The organism is Flavobacterium sharifuzzamanii, from assembly GCF_003254585.1.
GTDB classification, from domain to species: domain Bacteria; phylum Bacteroidota; class Bacteroidia; order Flavobacteriales; family Flavobacteriaceae; genus Flavobacterium; species Flavobacterium sharifuzzamanii.
Genome location: NZ_QJGZ01000036.1, coordinates 128,657 through 147,428 on the forward strand (window position 1 = coordinate 128,657; position 18,772 = coordinate 147,428).

Sequence of the window (18,772 nt, forward strand, 5' to 3'; positions counted from 1 at the left end):
GGTAGTGAAAGAATATCAAAAAAATGTAACTTTTGTAATTTCTTTGTAACTTAGAAGCTCCTTCAAACAGATATTATTACTTATTTTAGCTAATTCAAAAAACAAAAATAAACTATGAAAAAAATATACCTAGTATTATTTTCAGCTTTATCATTAACCGCGGTTAAAGCTCAAAACAAATTCAATTTACTGGTAGGAACTTATACTAATACTTGCCAGAGCAACGGTATTTATGTATATGAATTTGATGCTTCTACAGGCGATTATAAGTTAAAAAAATCATCAGAGAGTGTTGTCAGTCCGAGTTATTTATCGGTTTCTGCAGATAATAAATTTATCTATGCTGTAAACGAAAACGGGACGCAAAGTACAGTAAGTTCTTTTTCGTATGATTCGCAATCTGGAAAAATTAGTCTTTTAAATAAAAATGATGCTTTAGGAGCTGATCCTTGCCATTTAATAAATGATGATAAAAATGTAATTGCTGCCAATTATTCTGGCGGAAGTATTGCTGTTTTTAAGAAAAATCCAGATGGAAGCATTACTGAGGCGCAGCAGCTGGTTCAGCATGAAGGAAAGGGACCAAATGTGGCACGTCAGGAAAAGGCGCACGTGCACATGGTTATGTTTTCTCCAGACAAAAAGTTTGTATTGTCAAATGATTTAGGTTTGGATAAAGTGTTTATTTACAAATACAATCCAACTGCAAAAAATGAAATTTTGACTTTAAAAGGAAGTGTTGATGTAAAACCAGGAAGCGGACCAAGACACTTGACTTTCAGTAAAGATGGAAAATTTGTGTATTTGGTTCAGGAATTGGATGGAACTTTAACAACTTTAAGCTGGGATAAAACTGGAAGTTTAAAAATAGTTGCTGAAACGAGTATTCTTCCGAAAGATTTTAAAGGAGGAACAGGAGCAGCGGCAATCAAACTTTCGCCAGATGGAAACTTTTTGTATGTTACTGATCGTGTAGATGCTAATGCTATTTCAGTTTACAAAATTTCTAAAACAGGTAGTTTGGAATTGGTAGAACAGCAAAGCACTTTAGGAAAAGGCCCACGTGATTTTGCAATTGATCCAACAGGAAATTACCTTTTAGTAGGACATCAATATACTAATGATATAGTTATTTTTAAACGAGATATCACAACAGGAAAATTGATAGATACTGGCAGAAGAATTCAGATGTGTTCGCCAGTGGGGCTTTTGTTTACGAAAATTTAGTTAAAAAGGTTCTAAGGTGCTGAGATGCTAAGCTTCTAAGGTTAAAAAAAGGGTAAAGATTCAAAAGAATCTTTACCCTTTTTTAATGTCATATAAAAAATTAGAACCTTAGCAACTTAGTAGCTTAGCATCTAAAAAAAAAAAGTTATTTTTTCTTTTTCTTCTCATTTCTCGTCTTCAACATATTTCTGTTGACAGAACCATGAGTTTTCTTTTTTGTTTTTGAAGGCCCACCAAGATTGATTTTCTGATTCTTTTTAGATTTTTCGTGAAAAGCGCCGTCACCTTCTAGTTTTGGTTTTTTCAATAAAAACTTTCTTGGCAATCTATCTTTTTCAGCTTCAATAAGTTTTTCTGAGATTTCAACTTCTTCAGGAAAATCAGCTACTTCAAGCTCTTGATCCATTAAAAGTTCTGTTGCAATTTTGAATTCTTCTTCTCTTGGAGTAACAAAACTAATTGCAGTTCCTGTTGCATCTGCACGACCTGTACGTCCAATTCTGTGCATATACAATTCTGGTTCTTCTGGAAGTTCAAAGTTAATTACGTGAGTAATGTTAGAAATATCCAAACCTCTTGCCATAACGTCGGTTGTAATTAAACCGCGAAGATTTCCTTCCTGAAACTCAGCCATCGTACTCAAACGGTAATTCTGAGATTTATTCGAGTGAATTACACCAAATTGTCCATCAAAAAGTTCATCAATACGATTGAAAAGCATATCTGAAATCTTTTTGTTGTTTACGAAAACTAGAATACGACTCATGCTTTCGTCCGTTTCTAGTAAGTGTTTTAAAAGATTTACTTTGGTATTGAAATTCGGAACATTATAAGTAATCTGAGTAATTTTCTCAAGAGGAGTTCCCGATGGTGCTAATGTCACTTCTTCAGGAAAATCAAAATAATCATTCAATAAATCATCAACTTCATCTGTCATCGTTGCCGAGAATAGAATATTTTGACGTTTGGTTTTCATCATTGCAAAAAGCGAAGTAAGCTGTGGTCTGAAACCTAAATTCAGCATTTCGTCAAACTCGTCAATAACCAGTTTTTGTGTTTCGTCAAAACGAACAACAGCGTCAAGCGCTAAATCCATTGTACGTCCAGGAGTTCCAACTAAAATGTCTACACCTTCGTAAACGGCTTTCTTTTGTGTATTGATGTTTACACCACCATAAATTCCTAAAGTTTTAACCGACATATATGTGGTTAATTTTTCTACTTCTTCAACCACCTGAACTACTAATTCACGTGTTGGAACAAGAATTACAATTTTTGGCGTATTGGTATGAGTAAATTTATAAAGCTTTAAAAGAGGCAGTAAATAAGCAAATGTTTTACCGGTTCCGGTTTGTGCAATTCCCATCATATCACGTCCAGACATGATTACAGAAAAAGATTTTTCTTGAATAGGAGTAGGCGTAACAAATCCTAATTCGTCAACAGCTTTTTGTAATGATTTTGGAAGATTAAATTTTTCGAAAGTACTCATTTGCTTTAAATTTTGTGCAAATGTACGTTAAAATGATGGTTAGAACACAAGATTTTTCGAATCATCTAAAATTTTGTTTGTTTAATTGTTTGATTTTCAGTTTTTAAAATGTTTTTATTTGTGCTTAAAAGCATCGGATAAACTAAAAGGGTAGCGGGATTTTTTAATATTTTTGAAAAGAAAGTAAAAGACGAATACGAAATAAATAAGATGGGAACATTTTCACAAACAAGTATTAAGTGTGATAATATTGAAGTTATAGTACAAGAATTAAAGAAATACTTGCCAATTGGTAGAGAAATATGGCTTGAAACTAATAAATGGTGGTTTTATAACCTACCGCATGAAGAAAATTCTTTTGAAGGTCAAAACCTAACATTAATAGTTTCCCAAAATCTAACCAAAGATTGGGTTGAAGTGGAGCTAGACTTTCAGAACGGATTATATTTTTTTGATGAGATATTAAAACGAATTTCAAAAAATCTGAAAACTGAGGTTTTGTTAGTTTATTATCAGTCCACTGTTGGTGAAGGAAGATTGGCGAAATTTAAAAATGGGCAACTAGAATTGTCTTACTACGAAAAATATTTTTATGAAGGAGTTATTGAAAATAATGTACTTATAAGGAAGTCTAATTATGTAGCCGACAATTTTGGAGTCTCTACTTCGACCATTGAAGAACTTAAAAATTCGAAATTAGGAGATGAAACTCTATGGATTGAATATGATTTTATATATAAATATCTAAACTCTGAAGGCTGGAAAGCTGATTCAGGGAAAGAAGTTTTTTTAGACTGGAACTATTTGCATTTAGAGTACTTGAAATAGATTAGTTATTTCAAAATTTAAAACCCTTCAAAAACCCCTAATCCAAACAAAGCAAAATCATATTTTACAGGATCTTTTGCATCCATTTCTCTTAATTTGGTGTCCAATTCTAATAAAGCTTTTGCATCATTTTGCTTTCGCGAAAGAATGCCAAGTTTGCGCGCAACATTTCCAGAATGAACATCTAACGGACAAGATAAAACGGAAGGTGAAATGCTTTTCCAGATTCCTAAATCGACACCTTTTGCATCTTGGCGCACCATCCAACGAAGGTACATATTGATTCTCTTAGCTGCTGAATTGTTTAGCGGATCTGAAATGTGTTTTTGAGTTCGAGCTAAATGATCTGTTTCGAAGAATATCTTTTTGAACTCGCTGATGCTTTTCTGCAAACTGTCTTTTTCCTGATTTTTAGCAAAAACAGCTTCTAGTCCGTTGTGGTTTTGGTAGATATGTTTTAAGCCTTTTATAAAGCCTGCAAAATCATGTCCGTTGAAAGTTCTGTGTACAAAAGTTTCCAGTTTTGCCAAATCTTCATCAGAATGTGACATGACAAAATCGTAAGGCGTGTTGCCCATTAATTCCATCATTTTATGCGAATTCTTAATAATCATTTTACGGTTTCCCCAAGCAATAGAAGCGCTCAGAAAACCTGCGATCTCGATATCTTCTTTTTGGGTAAAGAGATGCGGAATCTGAACAGGATCACTTTCTATAAAGTCCTGATTGTTATATTGAATGACTTTTTCGTCTAGAAATTCTTTGAGTTCTTTTTGGTTCATTTTAAATGAAATCTTCTTATAGATTTGAGTGCCCTAGCCCTGATGGGAGCGGCATCCTTTTGTGGCGGGGTTCGCCACAAAAGATATAGCGGACAGCAGGAATTAGCTCCTGATTATTTTAATTGCTAATCTGTCCGTCGACCATTACTAGTTTTCTATCAGCCATGTTTGCCAATTCTTCGTTGTGCGTTACAATGACAAAAGTCTGCCCAAACTCGTCTCGAAGCTGAAAAAATAATTGATGAAGGTTTTCGGCAGAATGTGTATCTAAGTTTCCAGAAGGCTCATCGGCAAAAATGACATCTGGTTTATTTATTAAAGCTCTCGCAACGGCAACACGCTGCTGTTCTCCGCCCGAAAGTTCGCTAGGTTTATGATTGATTCTATGCGAAAGTCCGAGGTAAGAAAGGAGTTTTTTTGCTTCTTCTTCTGTTTCTGCTGTTTTTTTACCTGCAATATGGGCTGGAATACAAACGTTTTCTAAAGCAGTAAACTCAGGTAAAAGCTGGTGAAATTGAAAAATGAAACCTAAATTTAAGTTTCTGAAATCGGATAAAACTTTGTCTTGTTTGCTTTTCTTTTTGAAATAGCGATTATAGTAAAAAAGCAATAATAGAGTAGGTGCAAGTACTATTGCCCATGTTCCATATCCAAAAATATCGTTTTCTATTTTACTTCTAAAAAACAATACAAATACTGCCAATAAAATGAAATAAAGGGCTCCTAACCAAGTAATGATTTTAAATGCTTTTTCTTGATTTGAGCTTTCGTTTTTAATGTTTTGTAACTCCAAAACATTTCTGCCATTAATAGTTAAAGATGATTCTGGATTATGGTCGGGTTTGTCTAAAGTTCCTAAAATCTGTAATAATGTTGTTTTACCAGCACCCGAAGCGCCAACTATAGAAACAATTTCACCTTTTTTTATATGTAGATCGACTCCTTTTAAAACTTCAAGTTTGTCGTAGAATTTATGTATGTTTTTTGCGTGTATCATGTACTGAAACTGTTTTTACAAAGAAACGAAGATTATGGTCAAAATCAAATCAGAATATTTAAATTCCAAAAAATGAAATTCCAAATTCCAAATCGGTACATAAATTGATATGGGAATATTGGAAATTAAATTTAGATAAGAAATAATATAATTTCATGAATTATCTTTAAATTCGATTAACTTAAAAGAGAATGTGTTATGCAAGATTTAGAAGTTACAGAAGATGATAGAATGTCAAAACTGCTAATTGGATTGGTTTTGGACGGAATTGGTATGATTTCTTTTTCGATTCCGTTTCTTGGGGAGTTTTCAGATGTTATCTGGGCGCCAATCGCGGCAATAATTATGGCAAGAATGTATAAAGGAAGAGTAGGTAAAGTTGCTGGGGTTTTGACTTTTCTGGAAGAGATTATTCCTTTTACAGATGTTATTCCTTCCTTTACCTTAACATGGATTTATACTTATTTTTTTCAGAAAAAATAGAAAAGACGGCTTGTAGCCGTCTTTTTCTGTATGTTGCTATTGCACAATTATTTTCTTCACGTATTGTGTTTTCTTTGTTTGAGGATTTACGACTTTGATCAAGAAAACTCCTTTTGAGTGCAATTGAATGTTTTCTTGTGTGTTTCCTCTTATTTTTTGCTTTAACAACTCTTTTCCAAAAACATCATAGATTTTTAAATCTGAAACTTCTGTTTCTTCGCTCTCAATGAGTACCGAAAAAGTTCCTTTACTTGGAATTGGCCAAACATTAAACGCATTATTTTTATTTTCTTTAATAATATCGTCTGTTCCTAAAGTTAAACTTTGTCCGCTAATAACATTTACTTTTCTTTTCATAGTTCCTCCTTCAGAATCGGTTACAGTAAATTCAAAAGAGCATAATCCGTTTGAAGCAGGAGTAAAGGCAACAACATCAGTATTAAGAGTTGCGTTTCCGTTTATTACATTTGAAATTGCATAAGAAACTCCATTTGTAAAACCTCTAGATAATTTTTGAATATTGATGTCTATTTTGTTTCCGTTTGGAGATTCGTAATGAGGCAAAGACATCCATTGTAAATATTTGTCCAGATTAGTATAACCATCTAAATCAGGATCTGCGTTAGCGTCTGAGAAATCTCCAATTGCAGAGTTTGCATTTGTTCCGATGATGTTTTCCCACCAATTTGGCAGTCCGTCCTGATCGGAGTCCCAATTTGAATCTCTAACTTCTGTTGGATAACTTTCAAAACCGCCAACATCAGCTTCGTTATCAGGGAATCCAGGTTTTCCTGTTACGCTTCCAACTGCAGAATATGTTCCGTTTAATGTTTCTGAGATGATTCGCTGATCATGATCGTCAAATTCAGGCTGTGTGCATCCAACATCAGAAAGAACAATTTTATAAGCATTTTTTGCAGATTGAGTCGTTACATAAGAAGGAAAAAATGGCGTGTCTACAAAGTTATCATAAGGAACCGTGTTACCCGAAGCTTTTCTTCCAAGAGTCTGATTGCTTTCATCGAAATAGCCAGGCATTACATTTCCGTTAAAATAGCATCGCTGCATTCCTGTTCCAACACCTTCATTTTGCTGATTGAAAGCGACAAATATTTTTGATCCAGCACCCGGTTTATAATAGTTGTTTACGAAGTTAACTTCTTTTGTTCCTCCGTCAGTTGTTCTTCCTCCCCAGTTGTAAACCACATTATTGGTAATATCCATTCTTCCAGTATAAGCACCACTGCCGTCTAATCCGCCACCAAGACTCCAGTTTCTGCCATAACAATGCGCTAATAGGTTATGATGAAAACTTCCAATATCACCGCCAATTGTGGCAGCATAACCGTGTTCTGTTCCTGCTGGGTAATTTTGGTGATTTGCTGCATTTAGGGCTTCAGAAATAAGTGTTCTCTGAAGAGTAATGTTTTTTCCAGATCTTGAACTGAAAGATTCGTCAATAGTCCAACTAATAGAGCAATGATCAATGATGCTGTTATCTGCACCAGTAAGTCCCATTCCGTCATAAGTAGGTCCAGCGCCAATTCTAACTCTTAGATTTTGCACAACGGCATCATTTCCTGTCACGCCAAAAGGAGCAGAACGAATACAAATTCCTTTCCCTGGTGCTGTTTGTCCGGCTACAGTTACATAAGGCTGGCTTAAAACGAGTCGAGATTGCAATTGAATTACTCCAGAAGTATTAAAAACAATTGTTCTTGGGCCGACATCATTTGTAACAGCTTCGCGAAAACTTCCAGGACCGCTGTCGTTTAGATTAGTTACAGCGACAACTTTTCCTCCACGTCCTCCGCGCGCAAAACGGCCATATCCTTCGGCTTCAGGAAACGCAAGCTGTGCGGGACGGAAACGCCAAACATTTCCTTTTTCAACTCCGTTTGCTAAAACTTCGTCAATACGCCAATAATAAGTTTCGCCTGTGTATAAGCCGTTTACTTGATAAGAATTGCTGGCTAAAGCTTGGTTTCCTTTAAATTCTGGAGAAGATGTTGTAGCATTGTCAACAGCTGTTTGGTCTGTTCCGAAATATATATTATGAGAAACAGCATTTGCAGCGGCCGTCCATTGCAATAATTTTCCGCTAGAGGTTAATTCGACATGTTCGTCATTTTGTTTTGGGTTTGGATTTGTAGCCTGATAAAAAATATTAGGCGTATTTAATTCAAGACCATTAAAAATGAAGTTTTTGACATTTTCTGTTCCAGAAGTTTCAGCTGCCATTAGAATCACAACATCAGTTCCTGCCGTTGCTTGAAATTTTAAATAAGTAGATTTAGCATCAGCAGTTTTAGTTGCTCGAACTGATGGAATTAAATTATCTACTACTAGATTTCCATCGACAGAAATGTCTATTGGGCTAAAGGTATTGGTTGTCGGACTATCGACATTATTAAAAAAGGCTAATAATGTATGCTCGCCAGTTGCTAAACCGCTTATTTTAAGTTCGATTTGCGCACCTAGATTTGCAGTTGTACCCTTTACGGTAAGTCCGTCAGACACTAATCGGGCATAATAAGGAGCCTGAATTCCCGCTTTGTACCAGTTGGTTCCTAAGTTATCTCCATTGTTTCCAACGCGAGTAATGGTAAATGTAACTCCATTTTCAGTATAAGTGCTGGTGTTACCAGAAGCGATTACCCAAGTGGTATAATCAGGGTCGTTTACTTCTGCTTTAGGTCTTCCTGACTGATCAAAATCAATTTTTACAATCGGATTTTGGGCAAAAATCTTGTTTACCGGGGTAATTAGGCAGATTACTGCCGCTACTACGGAGAGTTTTAAGTAATTTTTCAGCATGTCAAATTGTGGTTTGGTTAGTAAGCAATAATGTAAGTCGAAGAAATTAAAGGACTGATTGCCAGTTGTGAATGATTAATTCGACTATTGTAAAGTTTATTATTACTTAAAATAAAACTATCCTGCACAATGCTGTTCTGCTTAATGTGTTCTTGTAAAATCTAGGCAAAAAACAATAGCATTCTCTTCTTTTAAGCTAATTTTTTTAATACTCGATATCTGATAAATACAGGGATTGATCCAAATAAAGTTTATAAAATATAATTAATTGGAGAAGATGAAAAAGAAATTAAAAAATAAGAATGAAGGGAAATCTTAACCAGAACGGTTCTTGAAATTTAAAAGAGTGGAAGAGGAAAACTAATCTTTAAACAAAAATCCAAGTCCCATGTTTTTAAGCATTTTCTTTTCGAAGTTCCAAAAGAATTTAAATTGCCCAAAAATAGTTCCGATAGCAACCAATAATACCTGATAAATAGGGAAGATGATAATAAGGCGAATAAGTGTAAACCAGCCACCAAAATCTTCTTTAGTAATTCCTAGCCAAACGCAGAAGGGTTTAGACAGCCAAGCAGATGCCGATCCTGTGATGGCAAAAACGATAAGTATAATTATGGCTTGTAAATTGGAGGTAATTCCCCAGCGTTTTTTTAATCTATTCATTGTTATTTGTAATGATTACAAATATAGTATATTATCTTGACGGAACATAACCCCAAAGCTTTTGTTTGTAAGTATTTTGAAAATAAATCATGTAATTGTAAATTAGGTAATTTACTTCATAGCCATAATGAATGTCAGGGCGATAGTCAATAGACATTTCATACAAATTTGGGTTATATCGCTGTGGCTGTAAAACACGATTATTCCATTCTGTTACGTACAGTTTGTTTTTGTTTTCAAGATATTCTAATGAATGATAATTTCGAGGATAAGCTCTAGAAACAAGCCAATTGCTAAAGCCATTATCAATTATAATTACTTCGTATTCTAGTGAGTCATTTGCAATTCTAACTGTGTCGCTTATTTTTTTATTTGATGCAGATGAAGATGCAGTATCTGTGCTCGCAATATTCTGAGAAGCAGAAGAACAAGCAATAATAGTAAGTAAAACAATTAATATGGAAATGCATTTTTTCATAACCATAAAGTTACGATAATTTTTTAAGGTTCAGAGGGGCAAAGGTTTAAAGTAACAAAGGTTTAACTTCTTACTAATAAAAAAGGATTACAATTTTGTAATCCTTTTTTTGAGTTTTTTTTAGAAGCCTTTGTAGCTTTGAACCTATGTTACTTTGCGCCTTAAGAGCTATTTACTTCCAAATAGTTTCCCTATAAAACCTGCGATTCCTCCTTTACTTTTGGTAACTACAAGCACATCTGCAACGTCAACTTTTCCGTCATTGTTTTGGTCAAGTCCGAATTGCATTCCGTATTTAGAAATAGTATCCATTATTCCAGAAGCTTGTCCGCTGTTTCCTGAAATGGAATTTATAATATCTGAGATTTGAAAACTGCTATCGTTTGGATCTTTTGCTTTATTGACTAAAGAACCTAAAATCTGCGGAATCAAATTGGAAGCAACTCCATTTGAATCGGCACTGCTCAAACCAAATTTCTCGCCAAGATTTCCGCTCAATTGCTGTTGAATTTGCTGAACAACAGGATTAGAACTATCTATTGGAGAATTTCCATTAAATAATCCTGCAATCTGATCTGTGTTTCCTTCAGAAACAATCTTTTTTAATCCTTCAAAAATAGAACTGCTTGTTTCGCTAATTACGGCGTCATTATGTTCATTTGGGACAGCTTTATTGTTTACAACAGCATCGCCTCCGTATTGCTGTACTAATTGGGTTAATTGTTCAAACATGATATTTAGGGTTTAGATTATAAATCAAATTTAAACAAAAAAAGAAAGGGATTTATTAAACTATGTTAATAAATCCCTTTAAGTGATTTAATTATAGTTAATTAGCTTAACAAAGTGATGATTTGTGATGCTAATTCTGTACCAATTCTATCTTGTGCTTCTCCAGTTGCAGCTCCAATGTGAGGAGTCAAAGAGATTTTAGAGTGCATTAAGATTGCCATTTCTGGTTTTGGCTCACTTTCGAAAACGTCTAAACCAGCAAAAGCAACTTTTCCTGAATCTAAAGCTTTTACTAAAGCTACTTCATCAATAACACCACCACGAGCACAGTTTACGATTCCAACACCATCTTTCATGATTTCAAGTTCTTTCTCTCCAATGATGTAGCCATCTTGAGCAGGAACGTGTAATGTAATGAAATCCGATTCTTTAAATAAAGATTCTAAAGATTGAGAAACGATTTTAGTTGTGATTGACTGTCCGTCAAAAAACTCAACTTTTACGTCTACTTCAGGAATAAAGCTATCAGCAGCGATAACTTTCATACCTAAACCAAGAGCCATTTTTGCAGTAGCTTGTCCGATACGACCAATACCAACAATACCTAAAGTTTTTCCTCTCAATTCAGTTCCGTTAGCGTAAGCTTTTTTCAAACCGTCAAAGTTTGAATCTCCTTCAAGAGGCATATTTCTGTTAGAATCATGTAAAAAACGCACACCAGAGAATAAGTGTCCGAATACTAATTCTGCAACAGACTCTGAAGACGAAGCAGGAGTATTAATTACATGGATCCCTTTGCTTTTTGCATAATCCACATCGATATTATCCATACCAACACCACCACGACCGATGATTTTGATACCAGGACAAGAATCGATAATATCTTTACGAACTTTAGTTGCACTACGAACTAAAATTACGTCAATATTGTTATCATTTATATAGTTAGCTACTTGTTCTTGAGCTACTTTTGTAGTGATAACTTCAAAACCGCCTTTTTCTAAGGCTAGAATTCCGCTTTTAGAAATTCCGTCATTTGCTAATACTTTCATTGCAGGGTTTATTTTTTTATTTGGTTTAATCGCTTAACTGTTTATTTGTTTAATCGATAAACCAATTATTTGATTTTTCTTTTTTGATATTTTAAAGCAATTTTTTTTTGACGATTAAACAGTTAAACAAATTAACGATTAACCGAAAAAAAATTAAACTTTGCTTTCCAATGCTTTCATTACGTCAACCAAAACCTGAACGCTTTCAATTGGCATAGCGTTGTAGATAGAAGCTCTGTAACCACCAACAGAACGGTGTCCTGGCAATCCAGAAATATTTGCCGCTTTCCATAAAGCATCAAAAGTTTCTGTATGATCAGGATTTGTCAGTAAGAAAGTTACGTTCATATTTGAACGATCTTCTACAGCAGCTGCACCTTTGAATAATGGGTTTCTGTCGATTTCAGCGTAAAGTAATTCAGCTTTAGCGTTGTTTAATTTTTCAACAGCAGCGATTCCGCCTTTTTCTTTAATCCATTGTAATGTTAAAAGAGAAACGTAAACAGCAAATACAGGTGGAGTATTGTACATACTTTCTCCTTTAATGTGTTTAGCATAATCTAGCATGCTTGGAATAGTTTTTCCATTTTTGCCTAAGATTTCTTCTTTAACCACTACTAATGTAGTTCCAGCAGGTCCCATATTTTTTTGAGCTCCAGCGTAGATTAAGTCAAATTTAGAAAAGTCTAATTCGCGTGAAAAAATATCAGAACTCATATCGCAAACAACAGGAACATTTGTTGCTGGAAATTCTTTCATTTGAGTTCCAAAGATGGTATTGTTACTTGTGCAGTGGAAATAATCAGCATCAGCTGGAATTTCGTAACCTTTAGGAACATAAGTATAATTGTCTTCTTTTGAAGAAGCTACGACAACAGTCTCACCGAAAAGTTTAGCTTCTTTGATCGCCGCAGTTGCCCACGTTCCAGAATCTAAATAAGCAGCTTTCCCGTTTTCTTTCATTAAGTTGTATGGTGCCATTAAGAATGCTGTACTAGCACCACCTTGTAAAAATAAAGCCTGATAACCTTTTCCCTGAAGACCTAATAATTCTAAAGCAAGGGAACGAGCTTCCTCCATAACTGCCACGAAATCTTTGCTTCGGTGCGAGATTTCAAGGATAGATAATCCTGAATCATTAAAATTTAAAATTGCTTTTGATGCCTTCTCAAAAACTTCCTGAGGTAAAATACTTGGTCCTGCGCTGTAGTTGTGTTTTTTCATGGTTGTTGTTAATAGTCGAAAATTTTAAAGACGCAAATTTCGGCAATAAGAGCCGAAAAAGCGTTAAAATATTCGAAATAATTAAACAATTTATTACTTTGTTGTTAACAAAAACGTTATAGTATCGACATTGTCTGCGTAATCCCACAATTGCGGTTTTTGGGTTTCGCCAAATGCTGTACTATTTGCAATTAAATTAGTGCTAACAATACATTGAATTTGATCTGTGTCTTCCTGAAGGCGTTTTTCTAATTCTTCAAGATTTTCGTAGTATTCATAAAAAACACTCGAAATAGGCGAAGCATAACTCGAATCTTCTTTTAAAGTCAAAAATCCGTTGTCTAATAATTTGAAATTACTCATTAAAAATACAGCTTTATTATAATCATAATTATTAGCGTATTTTTCATAATGAATAACATCTTGATATTTGAATATTGCCTGAAAAAATGCTTCAAAAGAGTAGTCTTTTGGAATAAAAAGTTTAGAAACATTTCGGCATCCTAAACCAAAATATCTGAAAATATCTTCTCCAAGTGCTTCCAATTCTTCAGTAGTTTCTTTTCCAGTCAAAATCGCAGCCGAATTTCTGTTTTTACGAATAATTGAAGGTTTATCTTTAAAATAATATTCAAAATAACGAGCGGTATTGTTGCTTCCGGTTGCAATTACGGCATCAAAGTTTTCAAGTTTTCCTTCTACGAAAGTGATTTTATCTTTGAAATTTTCATCAACAGCAATTAAATATTTAGCTAAAAATGGCAATAAATGCTGATCGTTTGACGAAGTTTTGATTAAAGCTCTGTTTCCTGTAATTAAAACCGATAAGAAATCATGAAAACCAACCAGTGGAATGTTTCCAGCTAAAATTAAAGCAACGGTTTTTGGATTTTCATTATTTTCATCAATTTTATAAGCCGAAAGCCATTTGTCAATGTTTTCTTTTGTCAAAGCGTCAGCCCAAGATTGTATAGAGAAATAAACTTGTTCAGGAGTATACCATCCATTATGAGATTGCGATAAATGAATCAGGTTGTTGAAATCATCAAAAAAGATATCATTATATAAAACGTCAGATTTTTGCGCAGAAGCGTCTTCAGAAAACTGACTTAAAAATTTTCCTAATTCAACAAAAACACTTTTTTTTGTTTCTAATGTCATAATGTTTGTTTATGAATTGTTTTGATTGTAATTTTGCACAAAAATAAGCATAATTAAGTCGAAAGACAAAAGTCCAAAGTGCAAAGTCGAAAGTTGAAAAGGCTTTTATACTTTTAACTTTAATACTTTCAAACTTTATGACATATTTTATGACTTTAGACTTTATGACTTTTAAACTTTAAGACTAAAAAGATGGCAATTATTATAACTGACGAATGCATCAATTGTGGGGCCTGCGAACCAGAGTGCCCAAATACAGCAATATATGAAGGAGCAGATGATTGGAGATATAAAGACGGGACAAGTCTTTCTGGAAAAATAGTTTTACCTGACGGAACTGAAGTTGACGCTGATGATGCGCAAACTCCAATTTCTGATGAAATTTATTATATCGTACCAGGAAAATGTACAGAATGTAAAGGTTTTCACGATGAGCCGCAGTGTGCTGCTGTTTGTCCTGTTGACTGTTGTGTGCCTGATGATAATCACGTTGAAGACGAAGAAACTTTGTTAGAAAGACAAGCTTTTTTACATAATGAGTAAAAAAACGCTGTTTAATTAATATAGAATCCTGAGTTGAAAAACTCAGGATTTTTTTTACCCCTGATTTCAGGTATTTGTAAAAGTTAGTTTCTTGATAGCGAATGTTTTATTTTTAGACAGTTGCTTTATTGTTAGAAAAATAATACTTTAGTTGAAAAAATAACAATGCCTATGAAGAAATTGCTACTTTTATTTATCGTTTTACTTAATTATGTAAGCGTCTTTGCACAAAAGGAAGAGTATTCTATTATTGTTAAGGATATAGAAACCATGGAACCAATACAAAATGCTACGGTTAAAATAATGAAAACCCAGCAGATTTTATTGAGCAATGAAGAAGGAAAAGTTACTTTTATGCTGACTGGTGGATCTAATGTTCAGGTTTCTGAAACTAATTATGAAGATTTGACCGTACGCTGGACTTCTTTAAATGGAGAGCAAAAATTTGTTGTTTATTTAAAGAGTAAAAACAATAAATTAGATGAAGTGGTTTTGTCTAAAGAATCTCCAGAAAAAACACTTCAGAAATTGGTTAGCAATTCTACAAAGAAAATTAGTATTTCCCATAGACAGAAAGTATATGTTAGAGAGTTTTTTATGCTCGACAATCAGTATACGTATTATAATGACGGATTGGTAAATTTTCAATTTGATAAGAATAATAATGAAACCACTTTACTGGTTGAACAAAATCGTTCTTACGGATTATTAGAAGCTGATGTCAGCGCGGATTTAAAGGGCTATAATTTGAATAATATAATGGAGAATTATTCGAATTTTAAATACTTAGAACCTTTATTGGATTCAAAAGCGAAAAAGGAATATGATTTTACAACCAAAGGACATTCTAAAAATAAAGATTATTATGTAATGTCGGTTGTTCCGTTGGATAAAGCCAAAGAAGCAATTGATAATTTCGAAATCATTTATGATCCTTTAAAAAAGATTATTGTAGAATTTACTATTTCTGTTACACCTGCAACTCTTGATAAAGTAGAAGAGAAGACAAAGGAAGGTGATAAAAACATGACAAAATCGTTTGTTAAGGTCAATTACAGATGGGATGGGACTGATTACTACTTATTAAGCTCCAATGAAGAAATAGGCTATAATCTTGTTTTGAAAGATAAAACTAAAAATATTCAAGTAAGAAATAGTTTTGTAACAACAGGTTTCAATAAACAAAATTTCACTTATAACGAAAGTGACGTCTTTAAGGAAAAATCACTTTTCAATAAGAAAAACAAAATCCTAACCAATTATTGGGATATTTCGGGATTTACAGCAACCGATGAAGAAAAAGCAATCATCGCTTCTTTAGAATTTAAATTGTAATTATAAATAGAAATGAAAAATCCTGAACATAATGTTCAGGATTTTTTTGTTTTGTCAGGTTGAACGGAGTCAAAGCTCTCTTTTAATAATTAAAAATTAAATCCAAGTCTTGCATAGTAATAAGCTCCGCTGAAACCCATTTGTACAGCATCCCAATAACCTCCAGCTTCTGTATTTCCTTGTTCGTCTTGTTTAGTTGGGTATACATTAAATAAGTTGTTGCTTCCTAAAGTCAGTTTTAAGCTTTTTGTAAACTGATAGCCAACAGTTAAATCGGTAATCAATCTCGGATTGTAAACATCATCTTCATCAGCATAATCAACCAAAACTACTTTGCTGAAACGAGTAAAAGCTAAACCAGCATCAAATTTGTTTTTAGCATAAGTAAGGTTTAAACCAAATTTATTGTCTGGAGCAGAAGCTAGTAAAAATGCTTTTTCACGTTTTCCGAAGAAAATAGCTTCGTCAAGAGTGCCATTTTTAACTTTGTCAATTTTCATGTCGTTGATGTTTCCGACTAAAGTTGCACCAAACTGACCGAAATCAAAATTTTTCTTCCAAGAGAAAACCAAATCCAAACCATGTGTGCTTGTGTCAACTCCATTTACGAAAAATTGAGCTTCGGAAACACCAAGATTTAAAGAACTGGCATCAAAATATCCTGTTAAAACGATACGGTCTTTTACCTGAATATAGTAGCCGTCAACTGTAGCTGTAAAATCGCCAAAAGATGCAGTGAAACCTAAAGAAGCATTTACGGCTTTTTCTTCATTTAATTTCTGAATTCCGAACGCTCTTGTTACAGGACTATCGTTTGGAGCCAATAAAACTTCTGTTGCTCCGCTTGCGTTAAAGTTGGTAAAACGCAAATTATAGTAAATTTGAGCTAAAGATGGCGCACGGAAACCTGTACTTATCGATCCTCTAGCATTGATATGATCTGTAATTTTAAGTCTCGACGCTAATTTTCCGTTTAATGTACTTCCGAAATCACTATAATTTTCAAAACGCAAAGCTCCGCTTAACATCCAAGCTTCAGTAACATCCAATTCGGCATCAGTATAAAGAGAGAAATTGGTTCTGTCTTTATTCACTTCGTTTGCAGGGCTGTATCCAGGGAAACCTTGTGAACCTCCAGGTCTTGGTTCTCCAGTTACAGGATCAATTGGTGCGCTTTGTGTTGTTGGATCAGTAATAGGTTTTCCGTTTGTGTCATAAGTTGCGTATGAACCTTCTTCACCGGCAAAAATTTCAAATTGTTCCACTCTAAATTCTGCTCCAAAAGCAATATTTAAACCTTTTAAAACATCTCCATAATTTTTAGAAATATCAAAATTTGTGGTGTTTTGAAGTAAACTGTGTCCTCCAGCATCAAATTCATGAGGGGATTTTTCTTCAAGAGAAGCATTTATAGTTCCTTTAATATCGTATTGGAATTTGTTCTTACCAAAAGTATTGCTCAAATCAAATTTCCATCCGCCAGAAGATTCGGTTCTAATTCCTGCTGCGATAGAATTATCATTAATTTTAGAAGTAATTCTTGGAGTATATCCTCCTGGATAAACAGATTCTACAACTCTTTCGCCATCATTTCGAGTAAAAGCATAAGCATCTGTATCTCTGAAGTTGCTTCCTCCAAAAGCATAAAATTCGGTTTTCTCAGAAATAGGAATTGCTAAATTGGCGAATAAGTTAACACCTGTCATTTCAGCGTCTCCAAAACCTTTTCTAAAATCATAAGCAGGTCTTAGCGTTTTGTTTTTGCTTAAAAATTCTCCTGTAACATTTACATAACCACCTTTAGAGCCAATTCCGGTTCCATAGTTTGCAGCAACTCTAACAGAACCTCCATCAAAATCCTGATCTTTTCCATAAGAGTTTCCATTTCCATTCTGATCCAATCTAAATCCTTTTGTGTTTGGAGTTCCTGGCAAGAATTCACCTTTGGCATGTGTGTTAAAAACACCATACGTAATAGAACCTGTTAACTCGTCAACGTTGTCATTTGTTACAATATTAATAACTCCTGCAATGGCATCAGAACCATATTGAGCAGAAGCACCATCGCGTAGAATTTCAATTCTTTTAATAGATGCGGCGGGAATCGCATTCAAATCTGTTCCTGTGTTTCCACGTCCGCGAGTTCCAAATAAATTGATTAGAGAAGATTGATGCCTTCTTTTTCCGTTAATCAAAACCAAAGTCTGATCTGGCCCCATACCTCTCAAAGAAGCAGGATCAACGTGGTCGGCACCATCAGACCCTGATTGTTTATTGGCATTAAATGAGGGAGCGACATATTGCAATAGCTGATTAATTTCGATTTTACCGCTTTGTGTCGTAACATCCTTTACATTGATTACATCAATAGGAACTGCAGAATTTACAACGGTTCTCTTAGCATTTCTAGAACCCACCACAACAACGTCATTTAAAACCTGGCCATCATTCTCACTTAAAGTAACATTTATTTTATCTCCAGAAGCTGTTTTTTCAACTGTTGTGAATCCTACATAACTGAAAACCAAAGTTGCGCCTTCTTTAACTTTTATTCTGAAGCTTCCCTCAAAATCGGTAGAAACACCATTAGAGGTTCCTTTTTCGACAATATTAACACCTGGAAGCGGATTTCCAGTTTTATCTTTTACAAGACCCGAGACCTCTTTTTGCGCAAAAAGAAATGCTGAATTCAGCAGAAATAGTAATAATGCAATCTTTTTCATAGTTGTTGGTTTATTGGTTTGTTTTTTGTTGATTAGTTTTATAAAAGTAATGTTTTTTAACAAAAATTTAATAAAATGTTTAAAAATTTCATTGCGTATATCTAAAATTATATTATTGGCCATTTTTACTTCGTGCAAGAGCTATTAAATCTTATATTTGCAAAATTTTAAAGCCAAAAAATAGCATTTTGGCAGAAAATGATAAAACATGTAAATCATAAGGCATTAAATCACA

General features: G+C 34.0%; 15 protein-coding genes and 2 pseudogenes. 5 read left to right on the forward strand and 12 right to left on the reverse strand.

Translation table 11 applies throughout. The annotated features are described in order from the left end of the window. Positions 1-114 precede the first annotated feature (114 nt). The gene (locus DMA14_RS07205) at positions 115-1,227 is read left to right on the forward strand and encodes a lactonase family protein (RefSeq protein ID WP_111424087.1); all 1,113 of its coding nucleotides are present in this window, start codon (positions 115-117) and stop codon (positions 1,225-1,227) included. Positions 1,228-1,372: 145 nt separating this feature from the next. Here DMA14_RS07205 and DMA14_RS07210 read toward each other — a convergent pair whose 3' ends face one another. Beyond that, the gene (locus DMA14_RS07210; RefSeq protein WP_111424088.1) at positions 1,373-2,719 is read right to left on the reverse strand and encodes a DEAD/DEAH box helicase; all 1,347 of its coding nucleotides are present in this window, start codon (positions 2,717-2,719) and stop codon (positions 1,373-1,375) included. A 210-nt stretch (positions 2,720-2,929) separates the two neighbouring features. Here DMA14_RS07210 and DMA14_RS07215 point away from each other — a divergent pair, with 210 nt between their 5' ends. Further along, positions 2,930-3,547: a hypothetical protein gene (locus DMA14_RS07215; RefSeq protein ID WP_111424089.1), complete on the forward strand. Its 618-nt coding sequence runs from the start codon at positions 2,930-2,932 to the stop codon at positions 3,545-3,547. A 17-nt stretch (positions 3,548-3,564) separates the two neighbouring features. On the opposite strand, the gene DMA14_RS07220 is transcribed toward DMA14_RS07215, so the two are convergent. From DMA14_RS07220 to DMA14_RS23100, 3 genes and pseudogenes are all read right to left on the reverse strand, one after another. Next, entirely contained in the window at positions 3,565-4,329 is a 765-nt protein-coding gene (locus DMA14_RS07220) for a TIGR02757 family protein (RefSeq protein WP_111424090.1), read from the reverse strand. 118 nt (positions 4,330-4,447) lie between these two features. After that, positions 4,448-4,897 (reverse strand): annotated as a pseudogene (locus DMA14_RS23095) (ABC transporter ATP-binding protein); the annotation flags it as partial. Positions 4,898-5,113: 216 nt separating this feature from the next. Next, positions 5,114-5,326 (reverse strand): annotated as a pseudogene (locus DMA14_RS23100) (ATP-binding cassette domain-containing protein); the annotation flags it as partial. A gap of 198 nt (positions 5,327-5,524) precedes the next feature. Here DMA14_RS23100 and DMA14_RS07230 point away from each other — a divergent pair. Continuing rightward, a complete protein-coding gene (locus DMA14_RS07230; protein ID WP_111424092.1) occupies positions 5,525-5,809 on the forward strand; it encodes a hypothetical protein in 285 nt (94 codons plus the stop codon). Positions 5,810-5,845: 36 nt separating this feature from the next. On the opposite strand, the gene DMA14_RS07235 is transcribed toward DMA14_RS07230, so the two are convergent. The 7 genes from DMA14_RS07235 to DMA14_RS07265 form a co-directional block, all read right to left on the reverse strand. Next, positions 5,846-8,626, reverse strand: a complete 2,781-nt coding sequence (locus DMA14_RS07235) for a T9SS type A sorting domain-containing protein (protein ID WP_111424093.1) — start codon at positions 8,624-8,626, stop codon at positions 5,846-5,848. Between the two features lie 360 nt (positions 8,627-8,986). Next, on the reverse strand, positions 8,987-9,289 hold the full coding sequence (locus tag DMA14_RS07240) for a DUF6787 family protein (RefSeq protein WP_111424094.1): 303 nt from the start codon (positions 9,287-9,289) through the stop codon (positions 8,987-8,989). A 31-nt stretch (positions 9,290-9,320) separates the two neighbouring features. Then, complete coding sequence (locus DMA14_RS07245; RefSeq protein ID WP_111424312.1) at positions 9,321-9,767, reverse strand: DUF6146 family protein; 447 nt, start codon at positions 9,765-9,767, stop codon at positions 9,321-9,323. A gap of 168 nt (positions 9,768-9,935) precedes the next feature. After that, positions 9,936-10,499 (reverse strand): DUF937 domain-containing protein, encoded by a 564-nt coding sequence (locus tag DMA14_RS07250; RefSeq protein WP_111424095.1) that lies wholly within the window; start codon positions 10,497-10,499, stop codon positions 9,936-9,938. Between the two features lie 101 nt (positions 10,500-10,600). Continuing rightward, positions 10,601-11,551, reverse strand: a complete 951-nt coding sequence (locus tag DMA14_RS07255) for a D-2-hydroxyacid dehydrogenase (RefSeq protein ID WP_111378598.1) — start codon at positions 11,549-11,551, stop codon at positions 10,601-10,603. Between the two features lie 153 nt (positions 11,552-11,704). Beyond that, positions 11,705-12,775: a 3-phosphoserine/phosphohydroxythreonine transaminase gene (serC, locus tag DMA14_RS07260; RefSeq protein ID WP_111424096.1), complete on the reverse strand. Its 1,071-nt coding sequence runs from the start codon at positions 12,773-12,775 to the stop codon at positions 11,705-11,707. Positions 12,776-12,868: 93 nt separating this feature from the next. Then, positions 12,869-13,936, reverse strand: a complete 1,068-nt coding sequence (locus DMA14_RS07265; RefSeq protein WP_111424097.1) for an acyl-CoA reductase — start codon at positions 13,934-13,936, stop codon at positions 12,869-12,871. Positions 13,937-14,128: 192 nt separating this feature from the next. Here DMA14_RS07265 and DMA14_RS07270 point away from each other — a divergent pair, with 192 nt between their 5' ends. Continuing rightward, positions 14,129-14,479: a 4Fe-4S dicluster domain-containing protein gene (locus DMA14_RS07270; protein ID WP_111366760.1), complete on the forward strand. Its 351-nt coding sequence runs from the start codon at positions 14,129-14,131 to the stop codon at positions 14,477-14,479. 171 nt (positions 14,480-14,650) lie between these two features. Further along, positions 14,651-15,814 (forward strand): hypothetical protein, encoded by a 1,164-nt coding sequence (locus DMA14_RS07275; RefSeq protein WP_203418272.1) that lies wholly within the window; start codon positions 14,651-14,653, stop codon positions 15,812-15,814. Positions 15,815-15,903: 89 nt separating this feature from the next. On the opposite strand, the gene DMA14_RS07280 is transcribed toward DMA14_RS07275, so the two are convergent. Next, the gene (locus DMA14_RS07280; protein WP_111424313.1) at positions 15,904-18,537 is read right to left on the reverse strand and encodes a TonB-dependent receptor; all 2,634 of its coding nucleotides are present in this window, start codon (positions 18,535-18,537) and stop codon (positions 15,904-15,906) included. Positions 18,538-18,772 lie beyond the last annotated feature (235 nt).